A 21,525-nucleotide genomic window follows, 5' to 3' on the forward strand; every position below is an offset into this window, starting at 1 on the left:
ACAAACATGAGTCAGGTTGAAGTTGATACATTAGTTATTGGATCCGGTCCAGGGGGATATGTGGCAGCCCAGCGTTCTGCCCAGCTCGGATTGAAGACGGCGGTTGTCGAACGTGATCGTCTCGGTGGTGTCTGCACCCATGTCGGCTGCATTCCCTCCAAAGCATTGATTGCGGAGTCACATCGTTTTAGTGCATTCAGAGAATGGGCAACCGTGGATGCCGCAGCTTCCTTTGCAGGTGCCCAGGCATTCAAACAGGCGGTTGTGAACAAGCAGTCGGGTGGCGTAGGTTACTTGATGAAATCTGCCGGTGTCACTGTACTGGAAGGCGAAGCGAGCCTGCTGGATGAGCACACTGCGCGCATTACTAAGGATGGGCAAGAACAGGTTGTTTCTTTTAAAAATGCCATTCTGGCAACCGGCTCCCGTCCGATTGAGCTGCCATCACTGCCGTTCGGCGGACGTATCCTCTCCTCGACCGGGGCATTGTCACTCTCTGAAATTCCGCAGAGCCTGGCCATCATTGGCGGGGGATACATCGGCGTAGAGCTCGGTCAAATGTTTGCCAAGTTTGGAACTAAAGTTACGATTCTCGAAGGTGGAGGGCAAGTGCTGCCAGGATTCGAGGCGGAGCTTGCGGCGCCAGTGATCAAACAGCTGAGGGCAGACGGTATCCAGATCATCACCGGGGCGATCGCTGCTAAAGCTGACCAGGGTGAGAACACCATCACACTCCATTATTCCAAAGATCAGGAGCAGCATCAGTTGACCGTAGAATACGTGCTGATTACTGTTGGCAGAAAGCCGAATACAGACGGAAATCTGGGACTGGACCGCATTGGCTTGCAGGTCACGAATAGAGGTCTGATCGAGGTTGACGCACAATGCCGGACGTCCATCCACAATATTTTTGCGATTGGTGATATTACAGCCGGTCCCGCGCTTGCACATAAGGCTTCCTATGAAGCAAAAATTGCCGCCGAGGCCATTGCAGGACATACAGCCTCTATAGTCGATTACAAAGCTTTGCCGCTGGTCGTCTTTTCCGAACCAGAGTTAACAAGTGTTGGCTTGAGTGAGACGGAAGCCCGGGCGAAAGGGATATCCGTGGTCATCGGCAAATCATCATTTTCTATTAATGGCAGAGCTTTGGCTCTGAAGGCTGTGGATGGATTTGTGAAAATCATTGCCGATGCGGAATCGGGGGTTGTAGTGGGTGCGCAAATCGTTGGTGTAGAGGCCTCCACCCTTATTTCAGAACTGGGATTGGCGATTGAGATGGGGGCTACTGCCCTGGATCTAGCCATGACGATTCATCCCCATCCTACCTTGGGGGAAGTGATTATGGAGGCTGCCGAAAGTGCTGCCAGGAAAGTTAAGATTCACGCATAGAAACGATCAGATCAAAGGGGAGTCAGAATAATGAAATTGAAAGCAGGTTTATCTATTGGTTTGGCGGTTATATTGATCGCAGGCGGCATACTTTTAACTGTCAAGGGCAATGATGCTGTAACTCAGGCAGAGCACAGAAAACAGGGTATACTGGAGGCGGAGCAGACAACAGTCCTCTATGATAAAAGTCCGGGAGCCATTGTAGCGGTCAACGCGGTCGTAGGCGATTCCGTAAAGCAGGGGCAAAGTCTGTTCACGGTGCAAACAGCCGATGGTGCGGAAGCAGATATCGTGTCGCCGGGAGATGGGCAGCTTAACAGACTGGTAGTCAAGCCAGGAGATAAGCTGCAGCCCGGAATGCCGGTAGCACTTTTGCAGAAGAACACGTATTACACCGATCTTTATGTCCAAGAAGAGGTTATTCAAAAGCTTAAGCTAAATCAGAATGTTACTGTTCATTTCCGTAATTTGGATGAGCCTGCCGAGGTTGAGGGTGTGGTAGCTTCCATTGCGACTGCGCCACAATTCGCGAGCCTGCGGATGACACGTGAGAAAGGGCAAGCTGATTTAAGCATGTTCCTGGTCAGATTATCTATGGATGCCAAGGCTGAACTGCTTCCCGGCATGACAGCGGAGGTTGATCTTGATGAACTCGCTAATTGACGAGTGGAAATTCGTAGCGGGCAGCAAGTATGTCCGGATGATTTTCATAGCTCCGCTAATTGCGGCTCTGTTCTTTGGTTTAATGTTCTCCCATAATCAGATTAACAAGTCGCCCGTTGTAGTGATTGATGAGGATCACAGTGCCTACTCCCGGTCGCTGATTAACAAATTAAATGCATCCCAATATATGAAGGTCACGAATGTTTTTCCTAATCGAATGGATCCTGACACCTTGCTGGCGAACGAAAAAGCAGTAGCGGTTATTATGCTGCCAAGCCAATTAGAGCTGCGCCAGCTGCAGGGGAAATCATCAAATATCGGAATACTAATGGATAACTCCATGCCTTCCGGATTAACGGGTATCCGAACCGCGATTTCTGAGGTTATCCAGACGGAAAATACGACCATCTCCCTGACCCGGCTGGGCCAAAGTGGAATGGATGCCGACGCTTCCAAGGGACTGGTGTCTCCGTTAGCCCTTCAACAACGAATGCTGTACAATCCGACTACAAGCTATGTCAGCTTTATGGTCCTGGGCTTTGTGAATATCGTCGTCCTAATGATTACTACTACTGCTGCGGGTTCTGTGGCACCCCGGTTAAGAAGGGAAGGGAGACTGTTCGCTGGTGGCGGCAATCCGGCACAGCTATGGCTCCGTAGTGTTCCTTACGCTGTACTAAGTGCACTTTCTTTATTTTTGAGTTATGGGCTCCTTAAACAGCTAGGCAGTATGCGTTTTGAGGCTTCACCGTTTCTATTCTTGATTCCGTTATTGGTCTATTCATTTGCCTTATCCATTCTGGGAATGCTTCTAGGGTATTCTGCAAAAGATATTTCCAAGGTCGGTTCCCGGACCAGTATTGTACTGTACCCTTCCTTCTTGGTAACAGGTATTCAGCTGAGTCCGCTTGCGTTCCCGAAAGCTTTTCAAATCTCCGCCTGGGCTTTGCCAATGAATTGGCTTAACCGTCTCATTCGCGGAATGGGGTTCCGCGGGGGCTCCCTGACCTCTTATAGTCTGGAAATCGGGGCGCTGTTGATTATTATTGGTGCTGCGGCTTTGTTCATTGGTTTACTGATGCTGCGGGAAGCCGGGAAGACGAATACTGCGCTGGAACAATAGTGAATTGACATAACACCTAAAGGTGTTATAATCAGATGTGAACCCAAATGGTGTTACATTGAATACTGGAGGCCAGTTATGTCAACGCAGGAATCATTGCCAGAAATTCGTCAGACTATTGTTCTTAATGCCCCAATAGATAAAGTATGGAAGGCTGTTGCCACGGCAGAAGGCATGGCCGCATGGTGGATGCCAAGCACATTTGAACCTGTAATCGGACATGAGTTCATCCTTCATGCCGGCCCATATGGCGATTCGCCTTGTAAAGTAACGGAGCTTGATCCACCGTACCGGCTGGGTTTCAATTGGGGCAAGGATTGGCATCTGGCCTTTGAATTGAAAGAAGTCGACGGCAAGACAGAATTTACGCTGATTCATTCTGGATGGGACCCGAACAAGATGACCGAATTTGGACAACCGCATCCAATCGTCCGTGGCTTCATGAACAGCGGTTGGGAGAAAATCGTGCAGGAGAAGCTTCCTGCCTACCTCGAGGGTTAATATGCCTGTTGCGGAATCAGGTCATGATGTCTTTCAAGCGATCGCAGATCCTACCCGCCGCAGTTTGTTAAAGCTGTTAGCCGACAAGGAAATGTCCATTGCATCTATTACGGATTGCTACCCGATCAGTCGAACGGCTGTTAATAAGCATCTGCAGGTTCTGTCCGATGCACAGCTTGTCAGCAGCCAGAAGGTCGGACGGGAGACCCGGTACAGACTTCAGCCGGAGCCTTTGGCGGAGCTACAGGAGTGGCTGGCCTTTTTTGAAGAATACTGGTCCAATAAATTACTGGCCCTTAAAGACTTTGTCGAGGCTGACTCTGATGACAATTAAAAAACCGGGAGGCGTGTAATTACACGCTTCCCGGTTTTTTGTTGTACATGTCGCTAACGTTTGTAACTATCAGTATCGGCTACATCTGGCACTAACGGTTACACCTATCAGTATCGGCTATATCTGTTGCTAACGGTTACACCTATCAGTATCGGCTATATCTGTTGCTAACAGTTGCACCTAACGATATCGGCAACTTCTACCGCTAACAGTTGCATCTGTTGCCACAGCCCTAAATGTTGAGAACTCAGCTGGATTGCTTGGCTTTCGCCGAACCGGATAGTTCGCCTATCGCTAAAGAAGCTAGAATAACAATAAGCGCAGCGATAGAGGTCCAAGCCAAGTGATCTCCCAGAATCAACGTGCCGAGCAAGATACCGAACAACGGAACCAGATAGTTGGTTAACGATGTGAAGGCTGCTCCAGTTCGTCTGACTAGTGTGTTGTACAGCATGTAGACTAGCCCGGCATGAAAGACCCCAAGGATGATGACATATAGAACCTGCTGCCCGCTTAGGTCTAACTGCAGCGGGTTTTCAAAGATAAAAGCCAGCGGCACTAGGACAACCGATGCCACGAGCAGAACGTTACGCATCGCCAGAATCGACGATATGGGCGGCAGGCGCTTGATCAGCAGTAGGGATGCTGCGAAGCTGATTGCAGCACCGAGCAGTGCGGCATAACCGATAAAGCTTCCTTTTCCAGCCAAAGACGCCGACGACAGATCAGGAGCGAACAGCAGGCAAAGGCCTGCGAAGCCGATCAGTACACTCAGCCATTTTTGCCAGGATACCTTCTCGCTGGGTGCAAAGATTTTCACAAAAACAATGGTGAAGATTGGTATGGAACCTAACAAAATCGAAGCAGTGCTGCTGTTGATGTATTGCTGTCCCCAGCCAATCAGGACGAAGGGAACTACGGCTTCAAACAAGCCGATCAGGATAAAGGACCTCCAGGTGCCGGTTGGCAGAGGTGTAGACTCCTTTTTACCTGTGAAAAGATACAGTACAGTAAGGGTAATGGTGCCCAGCACAGCTTTGCTGGCCGCCAGTGTAATCGGCGTAATGTTGCCAATAACGAGGTCCACAAAGAAGAATTGGGAACCCCAGATCAGGCCGATGCCTAAGAGCAGCATGTAGTTTAATCGTTTCATCGTTCAGTCCCTACCTTCTTCTATATGATGATTGTCTTCATCATCTTAGAGCGGAGCGGTCCTTGATTCAATGCATAAAAAGGCTATCTGTACCGATACACCAGCAGAGAAGGCGATCTATTGATCTCGCAACCGCCAGACAAACATACTTTTTTTCCTTGTCCACATTTATACCTTAAGGTTATTGATATAGCTATGAAATATGGATATGATTCTCCAGAAGCGTTTGCACGGGCGTTTAAGAATCTTCATGGGATCATGCCGATATCTGCGCGCGATAAAGGCGTTTCTCTAAAAGCCTATCCTCGAATGTCCTTTCACATTTCAATTAAAGGAGATATCTTGCCGGTTCTGATTTTGGTTTTCAGCCAAAAAACATATATTGACATCTCGCACACTTGCCCCGTATAATTCCAACTAATCGGGTTTGATTTATAAGTATTGCATTGTTGACCAGTCCACTGGAGACAATTATTCGTTTTTGCGAATAATTGTCTCTTTTTCGCTTACTGGTAATTACCAGATTACCACTTGATCGAGAGAGAGACCAAAAGGGGGAATATTCTTGGAACTGTTGCAAGAGGTGGTACCGTTGTATCACCAGCTCAAAACGTATATCAAACAACAAATCGAAAGCGGCCAATGGCAGCCAGGTATCGCGATTCCAAGCGAGCGGGAACTGGAGAAACTGTTGGGATTGAGCCGTACGCCCATCCGTCAGGCCCTTGGAGAACTTGTTGCGGAGGGATGGCTTGAACGCAAACATGGAAAAGGCACTTTCGTTGCACAGCGTACTTCCGCCGCTGTCACGACGAAGCTGGTCGGACTAGTCGAGCAGCTTCGCAGCCAGGGATTATACCCGACCATTGAAATCGCGGAATTCGGACACTGCGAAGCGCCGGCCGCCGTATCACAGGCACTCGGCATTCCGGCATCTACGCAGATGATCCGTACGGTTAGACGAATTGCGGTATCCAGCGGTCATGTGATAGTGGATGAGAACTATTTCAACATCAATTTATCCGGGGTCATAACGGAAGAGCGGCTTGGGCGCTCAACTGTCTTCGATCTGCTGGAACAGAGCGGAATGAATGTCAAGAAAGGCTCGCAAGGCTACTCAGCAGTCAATGCCGACGCCCGCATCGCCAGACTGCTCGAAGTTCCCGAAGGCACCGCATTGCTAGTCATACAGACGCTGTTGTTCAACAACCGTGATCAGCCTTTGCAATATTCCTTGTCTTATTGCAATCCAGAACGCTACACCCATGAGATATTGCTCAGCCGTTAACAAATTCAAAGGAGATGGAATGTCATGAAATTATGGAAAATAGTAACTTTATCTCTCGTCACCGCAATACTAACCATCGTAACGGCCTGCTCGGGCAGCAGTAATAACGGCGCAAAGCCGGTCAATCAGGCAGGCAACGTTTCAAAAGATAATCAACAACAACCAGCCTCATCGGAAGAAAATATCGAACTAACGTTTGCTAACTGGATTTCAACGGAGGATGCGACGAAGGATGCCTACAACCAGTTAGTAGAAGGTTTTGAAAACGCCCATCCGAACATCAAGATCAAGTCACTCGGCATCCCGTTCAACGAATACAAAGATCAGGTACTCATTGCCTCTACCGGAGGCAATACGCCGGATGTGCTGATGGCAAACCAGAGCTTTACGCCGGCATTCGGCAATGCAAACATCGTACAGCCGCTAGAAACAATACTTGGCGGTGACATCATCGACGATATTTTGCCTTCGAGCAAAGCAGGAGTCACCTTTAACGGCAAAGTGATCGCTATGCCGTGGGCGCCGCATCCTAATGCGCTGTTCTGGAACAAGACGCTGTTCGCCAAAGCGGGTCTCGACCCCAATGCGCCGCCAAAGACGTGGGACGAGCTTCTGAAATATGCGGAGGCAGTCGCAGCGCTTAAACAAGACGATAAAGGCAACCCAATCTATGGTATCGGCGAAGCAAATAAAACCGGCGCTTACACCGGCCAAATGCTGCTCCGTATAACGCTCTCTCATGGCGGTAAGTTCGTTGACGATCAGGGCAAGCTGATCGTCAACCAAGGCTCGGCGCTCGTAGAATCGCTGCAATACCTGCGCGACATCGCCAATAAGAATGTTGCCCCGGTCGGCGCCGAGATCAAGGATTTGCGCGCCATGTTCGGGACGGGTTCGCTGGGCATGCTCGTCAACGGCGACTTCGGCCGAAACACGTTCCGAACCACTAGCGGCAAAGGGGAAGTTTTCGATAAGGAGTGGGGCGTGACAACCGTGCCTGTCGGCGCGACCGGACGTTCCGAGACCGTCTTCACCGAGCATCAATTGCTTATCTCATCGTCGACCAAACATGCCGAAGCAGCCGCTGAGTTCGTGAAGTATCTGGTATCTAAGGATGCCATGGTTTTGTACCACAAACTTAACGGAGTCATGTCCTCCCGCGCCTCAGTTGCATCATTGCCCGAGCTGAACGAGGACGATTACGCCAAGGTATTCAATGAGCAGATGAAAACGGCCAGCCCATTCCCGACGGGCAACCCTGCGTTCGAACAGGCTATGAAAGAAACGTCCAACTTGACTGTGCTCGCGACAACAACATCCGAGGATATTCCAGCTATTATCGCCAAGATACTGCCGAAGCTTCAAGAACTGTATGCTGCGAAGTAGGCAATGGCAAACCTTTATTTCAAACACTTATAAGCTAAGGGGGGAGGCAGTCTATGTCAATCAAATGGTCTCGCACCCTTAAAAATCAGGCGTTCGGCATGCTGCTTGTCGCACCCGCGACCCTGCTGTTGTCTGTGACGATTCTAATCCCGTTGGCTCGTTCCATTTCGACGAGCTTCCGGGGCGCTTCGTTGCTTTCGGCTGAACAGCCCTTTATTGGTCTGGCCAATTATAAGGCGTTGTTGTCGGGACAAGAATTTTATCATGCGCTCTCCATTACGCTTCGGTATGTTGCATGCACTGTCGGCATTGAGATTGTTCTTGGACTCGTGAGCGCTTTGCTGCTGAACAGCCGTATCCGATTTCGGGCGTTCTTCCGCAGCATTTTGCTCATCCCGTGGGCGATCCCAACGCTTGTCGCAGCGCTTGTCTTCCTACTGATTTATCAGGCTGATTATGGAGTTTTGAATGGCTTGCTTATCCAGAGCGGATTAACGGAAAAGAAGCTGAACGTTCTGAATGATTTAAACTTGGCGTTGTATGGCATCATGGGCGTTGCGATTTGGCGCCAGACGCCGCTGGCTGCCGTAATGACGCTTGCCGGGCTGCAGGGCGTCCCGCGCGACTGGTATGAAGCTGCAACAATTGACGGTGCAAGCAAATTAAAAACATTTTTGTATATTACTCTTCCCGCTTTGAAACCTGTACTTGCTAATGTGACGCTGTTGATGGTCGTTGCCAACTTTCAAATGTTCACGTTATTTTATGCTCTTACCGGAGGCGGACCGGCGGACGCGACTCAATCATTGGCTATTTACACGTACGAAACGGCGTTCCAGGCCTACGATCTAGGTAAGGGCTCGGCAATCGGCGTAATATGGATGCTGTTGCTGCTACTCATCGCTGTTCCACTTAACCGTGTGGCGCATCGGAGTATGTCATGAAGGGGGTATATCGGCTTCCCACTGTTCGACGTCATCTGCTGAACCGCAGCAATATCGGTGTTTATGTCCTGCTTGCGGTTATTCTTTCGTTGTTTCTATTTCCGGTTTACTGGTTGGTATCGGTCTCACTGCAGACGAACGACGATCTGTTTCAGTTTCCACCCCAATGGGTTCCGTTCAAGCTGACGATGCAAAGCTATAAGGGTGTCCTGCTCTCGGCGAACTTTCTTACTTTTTACAAAAACACCGCGATTGTCGCGGCCGGATCAACAGCACTTTCAATTGCCGTTTCGATTCTCGCCGGATACGGCCTCTCGCGCTTCCGTTTCCGGGGCAGCCATCTACTGCTCGTCTTCTTTCTATCGTCGCAAATGTTCCCCGCCGTGACGTTATTGATCGGACTGTACACGCTATACAGCAAGCTTCATTTGCTCAACACCCTGCTTGCGTTGATGTTAGCCGCAACAACGACAGCGCTACCTTTCTCTATTATGATGATGAAAACATTCATGGACGGGATCGCCGGCGAGTTGGAAGAGGCCGCGGAGGTCGACGGCGCGACACGCCTAAAGGCGCTTATCCATATCGTTTTGCCGTTGACCAAGCCAGGGATCATGGCGGTAACAATCTATTGTTTTCTCGTAGCGTGGGACGATTTTCTGTTTGGCATGACGCTTGTTCGTGATCTCAATATGCGGACTCTCAGTCCGGGGCTATCCCTTACCTTCCTTGGCGAATTAAGCACCAACTGGTCGGGGGCGGCTGCAGCAGCTGTCACGGCTACAGCCCCGCTGCTCGTCTTGTTTCTGTTTTTGCAGCGGTATATGGTGGAAGGTTTAACCGCAGGAGGAGTTAAAGAATAAGCAAAATGCTTGAGAGGAGAAGAAGTATGACAACCGTCAGCAAACCGAATGTCCTCATTTTTTTCACCGATCAACAGCGCTGGGACACCACGGGCATCCATGGCAATCCACTGGGGCTGACGCCTAATTTCGACCGAATGGCTGCATACGGTACGCATTTGGAGCATTCCTTCACTTGCCAGCCCGTATGCGGTCCAGCGCGCTCCAGCCTGCAAACCGGTGTTTATGGCACTACATCCGGCTGCTACAAAAACGGTATTCCATTGCCGGAGCATTTAGGGACGCTCGGACAATATTTCGGGCAGGCTGGCTATCAGACCGGCTATATTGGGAAATGGCATCTGGCAGACGAGGAGCCGGTACCTGCGGCCAAACGTGGTGGCTATGATTATTGGCTTGCCTCGAACGTGCTCGAGTTTTCGTCGGACAGCTACCGAACGGTTATGTACGATAATGACAGCAATCCGGTACGGCTGCCGGGATACCGGGTTGATGCGCTTACCGATGCTGCAATTCGATACATCGACAACCATCGGGAAAATCCATTCTTTCTGTTTGTATCGTATTTGGAGCCTCATCATCAGAATCATATTGACGACTATCCTGCTCCAGTTGGCTACCGCGAGCAATATGGCGGCCGCTGGATTCCGCCCGATCTCGCGGCACTAGGAGGCACCGTCCATCAGCATATCGGCGGTTATTATGGCATGGTTAAACGGCTAGACGAAGCGCTCGGCCGGGTGCTCGACGCTCTTAAAAGCTTGGAGCTGGACGAGCAAACAATTGTATTGTTTACCTCCGATCACGGCAACCATTTCAAGACGCGGAACGAGGAATACAAGCGTTCTTGCCATGACAGCTCGATTCGCGTCCCTACAGCTTTTAGTGGCCCTGGATTTAGCGAAGGCCGCAAGCTGCGGCAGCTTGTCAGTCTGATCGACCTGCCGCCTACACTGCTGGATGCCGCAGGAATTAAGGTGCCTGCCCAGATGCAAGGGAACTCGATAATGCCGCTCTTGAACGGTGCGGGCTCTTCTCAGCCTTGGCAGGAGGAGGTGTTCGTGCAAATCAGCGAAAGCAGCATCGCTCGAGCGATCCGCACGCGAAAATGGAAATATTGTGTCGTCGCCGAGGGCAAGGACGGTAACGCGCAGGCCGGCTCGGAGGAGTATATCGAGGCTTATTTGTACGACCTTGATGCTGATCCGTATGAACTAACGAACCTGATTGGTCTGGACTCTCATCGCGAGGCTGCGGATATCCTGCAAGCCCGTCTGCAGCATCGCATGGCGGCCGCGGGGGAGAGCGTGCCGATCATCCGGCCGGCGCCGGCCGTGCCGGGAGGCCAGCGTCATGTTTCGTTGCAGGAAGCGCGGAGCTGACAACGGAAAGGGCCGCTCTCCTTCTTGCCGGATCGCTTTTCACATCGCTTGATCTTAATTTCCAGTACTGGTCTCCTTCCGTGACGGGCGCGACTTCCGCTACCTGCCGGTGAAGCCCGCAACTGCGGTACAATTCCCTTGCTTGCCTTGCAAAGAGTGCCGCAGTGCGATTAAACCTACACTGAACGAAGGAGCTGTTTTCCAAAATGATTCGTCAACTAGTCCGATTACTGGTTCTATTAGCGTTGTTAATTCCCGTCTTTGGCCGGATAGAGCGCGTACCCTCCGTTTTCGCGGCCGGCATTTCCTATTATGTGGATTGTGCTGCTGAGAAAGCCGGCATGGGAACCGAGGCCGCTCCATTTCACAATTTGGCGGCAATTAATACGGTTCATCTTACCCCCGGTGATTCCGTTCTGTTCAAACGCGGGTCGATCTGCTCCGGCACTTTTGCGCCGGTAGGAAGCGGGAGTTTCGCCGCACCTGTCACGATTGCTGCCTACGGTCCGGGCTTGGCAAGACCCGTTATTAACGCGAATGGTCAGACCGACGCTATTTTGCTGCGTAATTTGCAATATATAGAGTTAAGCGATCTCGAACTGACAGCTTCCGGCGATAACAAGACGGCTAGACGGGGGGTACACGTTCTTGGCGAAAACGCAGGCGACTTATACGGCATTACGTTGCGAAACTTATATATTCACGATGTCCGCGGCTACATGCCTTCAACGGTCAGCGGCAACTATCACGGCACAGGCAAATACGCGAATGCTTCAGGCGGCATCGTTATTGAGGTGCTTGGCACAGCGGTGCCGACCGCTTTTCATCAGGTGCAAGTGTTGAACAATCAGATTGCAAGCGTAGACCGTCAAGGGATTTATGTTTGGTCTAATTATTGCCAACGACCGGGACTGGTGGAGTTTTGGGGGAGTTTGTGCAACGGGTCGTGGAAGCCGATGACCGACCTCTACATTAGCGGTAATACGCTCTCGGATATCGGCGGGGACGGAATCGCACCAATGACGGTTGACGGGGCGCTGGTCGAATCCAACATCTTAACCGGTTTCAATATGCGATCCGACTCGCCGAACGCAGGTATGTGGACGGCGAACGCAAACAATGTCACCTTTCAATTCAACGACACGTCCGGTGGCAAAACGACTAAGGATGGTATGGCATATGACATCGATCATTCCACAAGCAATATCACATTCCAATACAACTATTCCCATGGAAACGAAGGCGGATTTTTTCTGATTTGTGCCCAGGGAAACAGTAAGGCGGTCAACTTCGTGATCCGATACAATATTTCGGTCAACGACCGGGCGCGTATGTTCCAAAGCTGCGGCGGCGAGGTGGTTTCAAGCCATATTTACAATAATACAATGTATATAGGTTCCGGCCTTGCGCCCGTTATTTATCAAGAGACGACGAATCAGCGGCAGGCCATCCAGTTCCGGAACAACCTCATTTATAAAGAGGGTGGCGGTCAGGTTACATGGACGCTGGACGATTTGAATTTCGTTATCGACAATAACGCGTTTTTCGGAGTGCCGGTTCCAGCATGGGCGACTAATACGGTAACAACTGACCCTTGGCTGAACGGCCCCGGCAGTCTCGACCAGGCGGGTTACAAGCTGGGAGCCGGCTCGGTGGCACTGAATGTAGGGGCTGTGATCCCTGCAAACGGAGGCCGAGATTATTTTGGTAATGCTGTTTCTTCTACGACAGCGCCGAGTATCGGAGCTTATCAAGGGCCAGGCCTTGCACCTGCATTCGTTAGTCCGCTTGCTCATTTCAAGCTCGATGACGGAAGCGGCGTCACGGCCGCTGATGCAGCAGGTACGAATAACGGCAGTTTGATAGGCAACCCGGTCTGGAACAACAACGGCAAAATCGGCGGTTCGCTCAAGCTGAACGGCAGCGGCGATTACGTGAGCGTGCCGGCCGTACTGAATCCGGGCTCAGGCAATTTTACCGTTGCGGGATGGGTCAAGCTGGATACTGCGGCTGGTGTTAACCAAGTTATTTTTCAACAGGAGGGCGTTTTGGGGCGCACATTACTATACCGAGTAACTTCGACTGGCCAACTCGGTACTTTTCTTGGCGGAAGCGCCTTGCTCTCATCTGAGACGATTCCTACAGGAGAATGGACGCATGTAGCGGTTGTAAATCGGGGCGGAGCCGTCACGCTTTATGTGAATGGACAACCGGTCGGATCGGCAACACGCACCATCGAATCCCAAACGTCCCCGTTCCGCATCGGGGCCCATAAATCGCCTACCGATGCCAACGATTATTGGAACGGCAGCGTAGATGATTTCCAGCTATACAATACTGCGCTGAACAGCGCCCAAGTGTACCGGCTATACAACAGTTAAGTTTAAGCTCCCTGTCCGTTAGTACGGCCAGGGAACTTTTGCACATTTGAATACTGCGACAGGAGAGAGAAAGATGAACCATCCAATTCCCAAAGCATGCTGCTCGGTGAGCAGACAGCATACGAATGATAAACTTATACAAGCAGCAGAACCGGTTGCGACTCCATGCACTCTCGGTGCTCCATCTAGTCTCCGATTTGACTGGGTAAGTTTAACAGGCGGTGCGTTCGAGATGGGAACGAATGACTCGGAAGGCTTTCCGGACGATGGGGAAGGGCCAGCTCGAAAGATTGAGATTGATCCGTTTTACATTTCGGCTTATACAGTCACAAATGCGCAATATCAAGCTTTTGTTGAGGCTACGGGTTACATAACGGAAGCGGAGAAATTCGGTTGGTCTTATGTATTTCATCTTCTGGTGTCCGAAGAGACAAGGAGCAAAGTGAAGGGTTCCTCGCAACAGGCGCCCTGGTGGTTGGCGGTAGAAGGAGCAAATTGGAGAAGGCCGAAAGGAATAGAGATTGGCATCACGGATCGAATGGATCATCCGGTCGTTCATGTCACTTGGAATGATGCAATAGCGTTCTGCAAATGGTCAGGGACAAGGCTGCCAAGCGAAGCGGAGTGGGAATACGCAGCACGTGGTGGATTGAAAGGGAAAAGATACCCGTGGGGAGACAAACTGAAGCTTGACGACCAGCACATGTGCAACATTTGGCAAGGAAAGTTTCCTGTTAAAAACCATGCAAGCGACGGTTATATCGATACGGCTCCGGTTCATACATTCGAACCGAATGGCTATGGTTTATATCAGGTGGCAGGAAACGTATGGGAGTGGTGCGCAGACTGGTTCAGTCCGGCTTATCACCAACAGACGCAAAATGTGAATCCGATATTTAATATCGATACAGGACATAAATCGATGAGAGGAGGATCTTACCTTTGTCACCGTTCCTACTGTAATCGCTACAGGGTTGCTGCTCGAAGCTCGAATACACCGGATAGCTCAAGTGGTCATTGTGGCTTTCGAGTCGCAATGCATGCATAAAAGTTCCAAGGGACTACCGGAAATTATGATTTGGAAATTTCGATCTATTTGGGAAGATATCTTATTGAACGCAAAAAGCTTTCCGAAACGGACCAGCAACGTGGCTCATATTGAAAAGCTTTTTGCGTTGGCTTGATCTAGCCGAAAATATGACGAAGCTCGTCCGGCACCGGACGGCTTTTTCGCGTCGCCGGGTCCATTGCTACACTCGTTACTAACGTTTCGGAACATAGTTCGCCCTGGTCGTACGTATAAGCTGCAACATCCATTTCTGCCAATCGTCCAAGAATGATCACTACCATGTCCCTGCTCAATGCTTTATTTGGTGCAAAGGTAAGTGAATGTTCACTTTTAAACAATTTACAGCCTACAACCATATCGATTTGCTTCTTTGCTCAGTGATCTTTCAGATCGTCAAATCATTCAGACGGTGCTAGATAACCGACTCCACAAGTAGATAAGTGAGTTGTTGGAATGACAAGTAATTTATTTACTCGACTGTTGCGATTTCCTATGACAAGCATCTCAAATGGGCAGACCTGTAGTAGGAATTAGTAATAACAGTTTAGGCGGATATCTTGAGATGCTAAAGAATGTCGAATAACGGCTTCTTCTCGAGAGCTTGTTGATAAACATAGACAACGATCTGCCCGAAATACGCTTGTCGAATTCGGCACACCACTTTAAGAACGATAGTTAAGGAAGCGATTAATAATGAGGCGACTTAAATTCAGAAAGCTCATTCTACTGATATTCACAGTTTTTGGACTGTCAGCCTATCAATCCAATGAAATCGTTGAAGAGTTTTCAACACCACAAAATTTTATTACGCACAGCAATTCACGTTTTAACTTTAGTGTGGGTATTCCCGATAATTGGGATTACAGGGTTGAAGGAACTGAAAATTACAAAGCTACCGAATCGAGAGAAGCCATACCTGATGCAGGAATTGTTATAAATGTTGAGAACGATCCTGAACAAAAAATATCTTTGTCTGGCCAAGAAGGAACACTGTCTTGGGACCCCGCAGGTAATGCTGTTGTAGAAGACTTTGTCACGCAAACCGGATTAAAGGGTAAGAAATATACCAGTGAGGATCAAGATACGATCTCCATTTATTATGTGTTTGATCAGAATCAATTAAGGGATCTTGGATACAATACAAGAGCTTTAGGCGGGAACATCCATATGACGAAGGACGTTTACGAGCAAAACAAGGATACTATTGAACTTATCATTCGGAGTATCCGCCTCTCATAGCTAGTGAAAATATCCCGGCAGTCTCATCGGCGTGACCTATCTTGCGTCCCCTGAGCAATTGGTTGAAATAAGTGCCGTCGCACACACGAACTAACTCGGCCACCGTAGTTGGCGCAACAGGGACGGTCGGGCTTCGGATAGGCACAACGGCCATTGGCGCAAAGCAGAAGGGTTTCACCTAGTAAGTGTGAAGTAGTCTCCATCTGATCGTTAGGTGGGGACTATTTTACGTTTACGGTGTTCATCCAGTCTACGTTATAAATCTATGCTCTAACCTACATCCTCACAATACAAATTAGGCCAGCTATTATAGCTGGCTTTTTAGCATGTCTTGGTTTCGTTTTATAGAGTAAAGAGAATCTTTAGCCAGATTGTTTCCTAACTACCGAGCAAGCAGGAGATTCATCTGCACGTCCATTTGGCTATGCATGGAGATGGGGTCGCTGACAGGAAATGCTCCGGATCTATGGAATAGACACGATTATTTTGCACAGCCTTTAACTGCTTCCAAATGAAAATCTTCTCCAGCGTTCTGAAGCGCATCGTATAAATTATAAGCTCCACGGCACCAGAAGTTGCCAAACACATAAATGGAATCGGTGTGGATTTCGATAACAGACGCCGTTTCTTCCTTGGACATGAATCTTCGTAATTCAGTTCTGTGACGCTCAGCTTTCTGTTCATATTGCAAAATAAGCTTCTGCGCCATCCTCTGCTTGTTAAAAGCTTCGCCAAGCATCGCCAGTAAAGTCAATGGTTTATGGTCGTTTTGTGAGAAGATCATCATAGATGCAACGGTCGACAGCTCTTCACATTCCTGTTCGTTTGATACCAGTATATATTCCGGATGTAGTTCAGCGATCTCTTCTAGTTGATAAGGAATATTGTTCACTCGGTGAATATCCAGACTAAGGTTTCGCAAGTAGGGTCTGTAGTCAAATTCTTTGCGGCTGCGGTGGGGCGGATGCCAAGTGCGAGTATGTGCCCCAGACAGGTTAATGCACAAATATTTGCTGGTTTGTTCTCATAGTTGCGGATAAATTATCCGGGCGTTAGGCCTTCCGTCTGCTTAATGCGGCGGTTGAAATAGAATTCATCCCCTCTGCTATCAGCCGGAATAATTATCCATCATCTTCTTTAAATAATTTCGAAAGTCTTCAACATATGCTGTGGGCTCTACGATGGTTAGATTGGTGCCGAAACTTGCTAAAAATTGAAATCCCGTACTGTTCTGAGGAACATAAATGGTTGCTAATAAAAATTCGGAACTATAGTTTTCAATACTCTTTCGACCGTACCTTTCAATGAATTGATCTTTTATACTAGGCGAAATCAATGCCTTAATGGCGACTAGCTGCGGTTGATAACTTGCTGTTTGCACTTGTTCCAACAAATCATCCCTAGGGCTAAATGTTTTTTCATCCATATTAAGCTTATCGATCCGGGATAATTTAAACGTTCTATATCCCATACGATCTAAACAGAATCCTTTCAGATACCAACTTCTTTCGCTAAAATGAAGCTGATAGGGCTCGACAATTCTATTCGAAGTAGCGCCATCTTTATCTATATAATCAAATGAAACTAACCTTCTCATTAATATGGCTTCTTGACATGTCCTCAAGGTTTGAAGGATCTCAGACCGCCCCTCCCAATCATAAAATGACAGTTGAATTGAACTTTTCAGAGATAAGGCGCTAACCATCGCTTCTATTTTTTTAATAGTAATTTCAACTTCTTCGCTAATTAGAATTTGTTCCAATCCGCCGAGCGCAGTTAATATATTCTCTAAGTCGGAGCTGCTTAAAAGACGTTTATCAACCTTGTATTCATCCATAATACCGTAGCCGCCATTAACTCCATGGGTAGCATAGATCGGGATGTTTGATAGACTCAGTGTTTCCATATCACGAAGAATCGTTCTTTTGGAAACATTAAATAATTGCGCGAATTCACTAGTCGAAACGATATTTTTTTTCAACAAAATCATTATTATAGAAATAAGTCGCTCAACCTTGTCCATATTCCCTCCTCTTATTTCTCTACATCATCTGAAAACGGTGACATATATTTGTCACCTTTTGTAGATTATACTACATTTATCACAAGAAGGAGGGATTACTTTATGTCAGCTATCGCATATTTGAATTTTGATGGAATCACAGAAGAAGTGATTGAATTTTACGCGGAGGCTTTAAGTGCAATTGAAGTAAAGAAAGTGAAATTTGGGGATATTCCGCAAGATCAAAACTACCCAATGCCGGAAAATGAGTTAAATATGATCATGGAGTCTTCCATCGAATTCGCAGGCGGGAAGCTTATGATGTCGGACATTCTGCCTTCCATGAAGGCGGTAACAGGTGAGCTGGTGCAAGGGAATAATATTCTGATTAGTCTGGTCATTGACGATAAGCAAAAACTGGAGCAATACTTTAATGCTTTGTCCCTTGGCGGCCATGTCACCATGCCGTTATCCAATTATCCTTGGTCTTCGTGTTTTGGAACGCTAGTTGATAAGTTCGGGGTCAACTGGAAATTTAATAGTGACGCGGATCAGTTTCTTGATAACGTAATATCGAGCAAACAGTAACTCATTTTTGAAAAATGGTCTTCCAGCTGAAGGCTATTTTTTTTATATAATATTATGGAAATATGAATCAATGAAGAAAGGATAAAGTATCTTTCTATGGAAATGGATCATTTGACTCCCGTAAAATCGAGAGAAGAGCTGAGGTTCTGGCTACAGGAGAATAGTAGGACTGAAAAATCCTGTTGGGTCTTGGTCAGTATGACGCCCAAATCGGATACACTCTTATATTTGGACGCGGTCGAGGAAGCTTTGTGCTTTGGATGGATTGATGGAGTCAAGAAGAAAATATCTGAAACGGAGCTGGCTCAGAGATTGTCACCCCGAAGCAAAAAAAGCTCATGGACTGAATTGAATAAAGAACGTGTCCGCCGCCTCGAAAGGCTGGGACTCATGACAGACGAAGGAAGAAAGGTTCTTCCTGATATGGATTACGATTCTTTCAAAATAGATGAAGATATAGAGCAAAGATTAAAAGAGGAAAAGCAAGTATACGATCATTTCATGGCCTTTCCAGAGCTTTATAAAAGAGTCCGGATCGACACGATACAAAGCAATAAGAAACAGCCAGAATTGTTTCAGAGCAGATTAGACAAATTCATAACAAATACTAGAGAAAACAAAATGTACGGTCAATGGAATGATCATGGACGTCTGCTAGATTACATCGTGGAGGAAGAGGAATAAAATAGCTGCAGCATTTGCACGCAGACAGGGCTGCCCGGATAGGGTGGTCCTGTTTGTGTTCTTTATGAGTGTACTTTTAAAGGATAAGTTCTTCTGTTCAATACGTAAAAACCTCCTTATACAAAGAAGAGATCTAGTTATCTTCGTATAAGGAGATTTTTGGTATGCTCAATTACATGTTAATACAATCATGTACAATTTGTCGGGGAGTACATCGGAGGGTAGCTATTCCTATTCCGTCACAATGATACCTTGATTAGCGTACAACCCCGTAATTTCGGGATGCACATGCTCTGTAACGAGATAAGTCAGCTGGTTGGACGGACATACAATATGATTCGAAATCGTATTCAGCTTATTAGAGGTTACCATTCCCAGCACCTCGGTGGAAATAGATATCATTTTTCGTTTGACCAACGCTTCGGTCAGACTTGGAACACTAATGCCGATATACGGATCAATGTTGTAGACGCCCATAATGTATAGATCGCTGCGCATTGTGTTGAGTGTTTCTACGGTATCAATACCTAAATTGACCATGGACTCCTTGAACAAGGTGCCGCCTATCATAATCACCTCTACTGAATTATGGTTGGACAAGGCCATCGCGATAGGCGGGCTATTGGTAATAATAGTAGCTTTTAATGTTAATGGAAGCTGCTTCACCAGATACAGGTTGGTCGTTCCTCCATCAATAAGAATGACCATGTTGTCTTTGATATAATCCAGCGCTTTGAGTGCCAGCTTCGTCTTCAAGTCACTGGAAACATTTTGCCTCGTGGAAAAATCCTCAACAGGCGGGCCTATGCGGAGTGCACCGCTATGAACTCGTTTGACAAGCCCTTGTATGTCAAGATCCTTCAAATCTCTGCGGATGGTGTCCTCAGATACGTTTAAGCGTTTACTTAAATCGCTGGCGATGACCTTGTGCTCAGTGTTTAAAATTTGCACGATTTTTTGCTGACGTTCTTCTTTTAACATGTATTCCGTACCCTTCTTTTCTTTTTAGTGTAGCACAATTTTCAAAAAAACTGCAATAAATAGGTCCTTGTTTTGCATGTTTATCATTATTATGCCTGGTTCATTCCCCTGAATTGACGTTTTTGTTGCGGTTTATATGCATGATGCGATAAAAAGACTAGCTTATTTATGCGTGTTTATAATTGTTATTTTATTTAATTCGAAAATAAACGCTTTACTGCGCATATTTTTTGTTTTATACTCGTACAAAGAAGCATATAAACGCATAAAAGGAGACATAAACATGAGCAAAAGAGCAATCACAATTGCACCATCTATCATGTGTGCGGATCTTTGCAATCTGGAAAGTGGAATTAAAGAAATCGAGAAGGTCGGACTGGATACTTTGCATGTTGATGTTATTGATGGAAGCTTCAGCCCAAGCATGCCGCTGGGAATCGATACAATCAAGCAGCTCCGCAAAATTACAAATATGAATTTTGATGTTCATATTATGTCGAATAATAACGAATTTTTTATCCAAGAGATGATCAATATCGGGGTACAACAAATTACTTTTCATGTTGAAAGCGGTATACATGTTGATCGTTGTCTTCAACTTATTAAAAAAAGTGGCATTAAAGCAGGGGTAGCCTTAAATCCTTCTACGCCGTTGTCTGTGCTGGATCATATCCTGCCGGAATGTGATGTAGTGCTGCTGATGCTTATTAATCCGGGCTTTGCAACAGACAAGAATGAGAAGCAAGTGCCTTATGCTGTGAAGAAGGTAGAGGATCTGGACCAACTGATTAAAGCGCAGCAGCTGAACACAAAAATTGAAGTAGATGGTCGGGTATCCCTGGATACGATTCCTGCACTTGTAACGGCAGGAGCGGATATTTTGGTCGCAGGCTCAACTAGCTTGTTTATCCCGCACCGTAGCTTGACTGACAATAAAGTATTGGTAGAGGAAGCGATTCAACAAGGGCTTCTAGCGGGGGTGAAGTAAATGAGTCCATTTAATGAGGTGTCCAAGGCCATTGCTAACGAGCTTTCCGAGACATTGATCAGTATCGAGCCTCAGCAGGTTGAGCAGTTGGCAGACGCGATCAAAAAGGCGGATAAAGTTTTCTTTGTAGGTGTTGGCAGAGTACTATTGTCCCTAAAGTCGATTGCCAAGCGATTAGCGCATCTCGGTGTGAACACCTTCGTAGTTGGTCAAATTACGGAGCCGGCGATTACGGAAAATGATTTGCTCATTGTGGGATCTGGCAGTGGAGAGACGGCCTTCCCGCTTATCATTGCAAAGAAGGCGAAGCAATTCAAAGCAACCGTTGCACATATCGGAGCTAACCCGCAGAGCTCCATGAGAGAGTATGCTGATATATTTGTACGAATTCCCGTTAGCACAAAGCTGAATTTGCCAGGTGAAATCCCGTCGATTCAACCGATGACCAGCCTGTTTGAGCAGAGTCTGTTGTTACTTGGCGACACGATCTCATTAATGATTGTCAAAGAAAACAATGTCGATATGCACGCTCTGTGGCAGTACCATGCCAACCTGGAATAAGAG

22 protein-coding genes and 1 pseudogene are annotated in these 21,525 nt (G+C 47.6%); 18 read left to right on the forward strand and 5 right to left on the reverse strand.

Annotated elements, in window-relative coordinates; translation table 11 throughout:
* The first annotated feature begins 6 nt into the window (after window positions 1-6).
* The 5 genes from lpdA (at window position 7) to HPT30_RS10030 (ending at window position 4,013) form a co-directional block, all read left to right on the forward strand.
* Complete coding sequence (gene lpdA, locus HPT30_RS10010) at window positions 7-1,392, forward strand: dihydrolipoyl dehydrogenase (protein ID WP_175371255.1); 1,386 nt, start codon at window positions 7-9, stop codon at window positions 1,390-1,392.
* A 30-nt stretch (window positions 1,393-1,422) separates the two neighbouring features.
* Window positions 1,423-2,055: a biotin/lipoyl-containing protein gene (locus HPT30_RS10015; RefSeq protein WP_175371256.1), complete on the forward strand. Its 633-nt coding sequence runs from the start codon at window positions 1,423-1,425 to the stop codon at window positions 2,053-2,055.
* Window positions 2,039-3,178 carry an ABC transporter permease gene (locus HPT30_RS10020; RefSeq protein ID WP_175371257.1) on the forward strand — a complete coding sequence of 380 codons (1,140 nt, stop codon included), beginning with the start codon at window positions 2,039-2,041 and terminating at the stop codon, window positions 3,176-3,178. Before HPT30_RS10015 ends, HPT30_RS10020 begins: the two co-directional genes overlap by 17 nt.
* A 78-nt stretch (window positions 3,179-3,256) precedes the next feature.
* A complete protein-coding gene (locus HPT30_RS10025; protein ID WP_175371258.1) occupies window positions 3,257-3,679 on the forward strand; it encodes an SRPBCC family protein in 423 nt (140 codons plus the stop codon).
* 1 nt (window position 3,680) lies between these two features.
* Window positions 3,681-4,013 carry an ArsR/SmtB family transcription factor gene (locus tag HPT30_RS10030; RefSeq protein ID WP_175371259.1) on the forward strand — a complete coding sequence of 111 codons (333 nt, stop codon included), beginning with the start codon at window positions 3,681-3,683 and terminating at the stop codon, window positions 4,011-4,013.
* Between the two features lie 247 nt (window positions 4,014-4,260).
* Here HPT30_RS10030 and HPT30_RS10035 read toward each other — a convergent pair whose 3' ends face one another.
* The gene (locus tag HPT30_RS10035) at window positions 4,261-5,166 is read right to left on the reverse strand and encodes a DMT family transporter (RefSeq protein ID WP_175371260.1); all 906 of its coding nucleotides are present in this window, start codon (window positions 5,164-5,166) and stop codon (window positions 4,261-4,263) included.
* 177 nt (window positions 5,167-5,343) lie between these two features.
* Here HPT30_RS10035 and HPT30_RS29910 point away from each other — a divergent pair.
* The 8 genes and pseudogenes from HPT30_RS29910 to HPT30_RS10070 all read left to right on the forward strand — a co-directional run.
* Window positions 5,344-5,508 (forward strand): annotated as a pseudogene (locus HPT30_RS29910) (helix-turn-helix transcriptional regulator); the annotation flags it as partial.
* 223 nt (window positions 5,509-5,731) lie between these two features.
* Entirely contained in the window at window positions 5,732-6,454 is a 723-nt protein-coding gene (locus HPT30_RS10040; RefSeq protein WP_175371261.1) for a GntR family transcriptional regulator, read from the forward strand.
* 24 nt (window positions 6,455-6,478) lie between these two features.
* Window positions 6,479-7,840 carry an ABC transporter substrate-binding protein gene (locus tag HPT30_RS10045; RefSeq protein WP_175371262.1) on the forward strand — a complete coding sequence of 454 codons (1,362 nt, stop codon included), beginning with the start codon at window positions 6,479-6,481 and terminating at the stop codon, window positions 7,838-7,840.
* 53 nt (window positions 7,841-7,893) lie between these two features.
* Window positions 7,894-8,784 carry a carbohydrate ABC transporter permease gene (locus HPT30_RS10050; RefSeq protein WP_175371263.1) on the forward strand — a complete coding sequence of 297 codons (891 nt, stop codon included), beginning with the start codon at window positions 7,894-7,896 and terminating at the stop codon, window positions 8,782-8,784.
* Complete coding sequence (locus HPT30_RS10055) at window positions 8,781-9,647, forward strand: carbohydrate ABC transporter permease (protein ID WP_175371264.1); 867 nt, start codon at window positions 8,781-8,783, stop codon at window positions 9,645-9,647. The genes HPT30_RS10050 and HPT30_RS10055 overlap by 4 nt, the downstream gene beginning before the upstream one ends.
* A 26-nt stretch (window positions 9,648-9,673) precedes the next feature.
* Entirely contained in the window at window positions 9,674-11,029 is a 1,356-nt protein-coding gene (locus HPT30_RS10060) for a sulfatase family protein (RefSeq protein WP_175371265.1), read from the forward strand.
* Window positions 11,030-11,235: 206 nt separating this feature from the next.
* Window positions 11,236-13,410, forward strand: a complete 2,175-nt coding sequence (locus HPT30_RS10065) for a LamG domain-containing protein (protein ID WP_175371266.1) — start codon at window positions 11,236-11,238, stop codon at window positions 13,408-13,410.
* A 73-nt stretch (window positions 13,411-13,483) separates the two neighbouring features.
* Window positions 13,484-14,458, forward strand: a complete 975-nt coding sequence (locus HPT30_RS10070; protein WP_175371267.1) for a formylglycine-generating enzyme family protein — start codon at window positions 13,484-13,486, stop codon at window positions 14,456-14,458.
* A gap of 137 nt (window positions 14,459-14,595) precedes the next feature.
* Here the strand turns inward: HPT30_RS10070 and HPT30_RS10075 are convergent, their stop codons facing one another.
* Window positions 14,596-14,760 carry an acyl-CoA thioesterase family protein gene (locus HPT30_RS10075; RefSeq protein ID WP_175371268.1) on the reverse strand — a complete coding sequence of 55 codons (165 nt, stop codon included), beginning with the start codon at window positions 14,758-14,760 and terminating at the stop codon, window positions 14,596-14,598.
* A 412-nt stretch (window positions 14,761-15,172) separates the two neighbouring features.
* On the opposite strand from HPT30_RS10075, the gene HPT30_RS10080 reads away from it, so the two are divergent.
* Window positions 15,173-15,718, forward strand: a complete 546-nt coding sequence (locus HPT30_RS10080; RefSeq protein WP_175371269.1) for a PsbP-related protein — start codon at window positions 15,173-15,175, stop codon at window positions 15,716-15,718.
* 481 nt (window positions 15,719-16,199) lie between these two features.
* On the opposite strand, the gene HPT30_RS10085 is transcribed toward HPT30_RS10080, so the two are convergent.
* Both HPT30_RS10085 and HPT30_RS10090 read right to left on the reverse strand, forming a co-directional pair.
* Window positions 16,200-16,610, reverse strand: coding sequence for an ABC transporter substrate-binding protein (locus tag HPT30_RS10085; RefSeq protein ID WP_175371270.1), 411 nt, complete (start codon window positions 16,608-16,610; stop codon window positions 16,200-16,202).
* Window positions 16,611-16,826: 216 nt separating this feature from the next.
* Window positions 16,827-17,741: a helix-turn-helix transcriptional regulator gene (locus tag HPT30_RS10090; protein WP_175371271.1), complete on the reverse strand. Its 915-nt coding sequence runs from the start codon at window positions 17,739-17,741 to the stop codon at window positions 16,827-16,829.
* 102 nt (window positions 17,742-17,843) lie between these two features.
* Here HPT30_RS10090 and HPT30_RS10095 point away from each other — a divergent pair, with 102 nt between their 5' ends.
* Window positions 17,844-18,308, forward strand: coding sequence for a VOC family protein (locus tag HPT30_RS10095; protein ID WP_175371272.1), 465 nt, complete (start codon window positions 17,844-17,846; stop codon window positions 18,306-18,308).
* Window positions 18,309-18,404: 96 nt separating this feature from the next.
* Entirely contained in the window at window positions 18,405-18,992 is a 588-nt protein-coding gene (locus tag HPT30_RS10100) for a YdeI/OmpD-associated family protein (RefSeq protein WP_175371273.1), read from the forward strand.
* A 231-nt stretch (window positions 18,993-19,223) separates the two neighbouring features.
* On the opposite strand, the gene HPT30_RS10105 is transcribed toward HPT30_RS10100, so the two are convergent.
* The gene (locus tag HPT30_RS10105; RefSeq protein ID WP_175371274.1) at window positions 19,224-19,973 is read right to left on the reverse strand and encodes a DeoR/GlpR family DNA-binding transcription regulator; all 750 of its coding nucleotides are present in this window, start codon (window positions 19,971-19,973) and stop codon (window positions 19,224-19,226) included.
* Window positions 19,974-20,256: 283 nt separating this feature from the next.
* Here HPT30_RS10105 and HPT30_RS10110 point away from each other — a divergent pair, with 283 nt between their 5' ends.
* Both HPT30_RS10110 and hxlB read left to right on the forward strand, forming a co-directional pair.
* On the forward strand, window positions 20,257-20,961 hold the full coding sequence (locus tag HPT30_RS10110) for a ribulose-phosphate 3-epimerase (protein ID WP_175371275.1): 705 nt from the start codon (window positions 20,257-20,259) through the stop codon (window positions 20,959-20,961).
* Window positions 20,962-21,522: a 6-phospho-3-hexuloisomerase gene (gene hxlB, locus HPT30_RS10115; RefSeq protein ID WP_175371276.1), complete on the forward strand. Its 561-nt coding sequence runs from the start codon at window positions 20,962-20,964 to the stop codon at window positions 21,520-21,522.
* Window positions 21,523-21,525: the final 3 nt, after the last annotated feature.

The organism is Paenibacillus agri (assembly GCF_013359945.1).
GTDB lineage: Bacteria > Bacillota > Bacilli > Paenibacillales > Paenibacillaceae > Paenibacillus_AQ > Paenibacillus_AQ agri.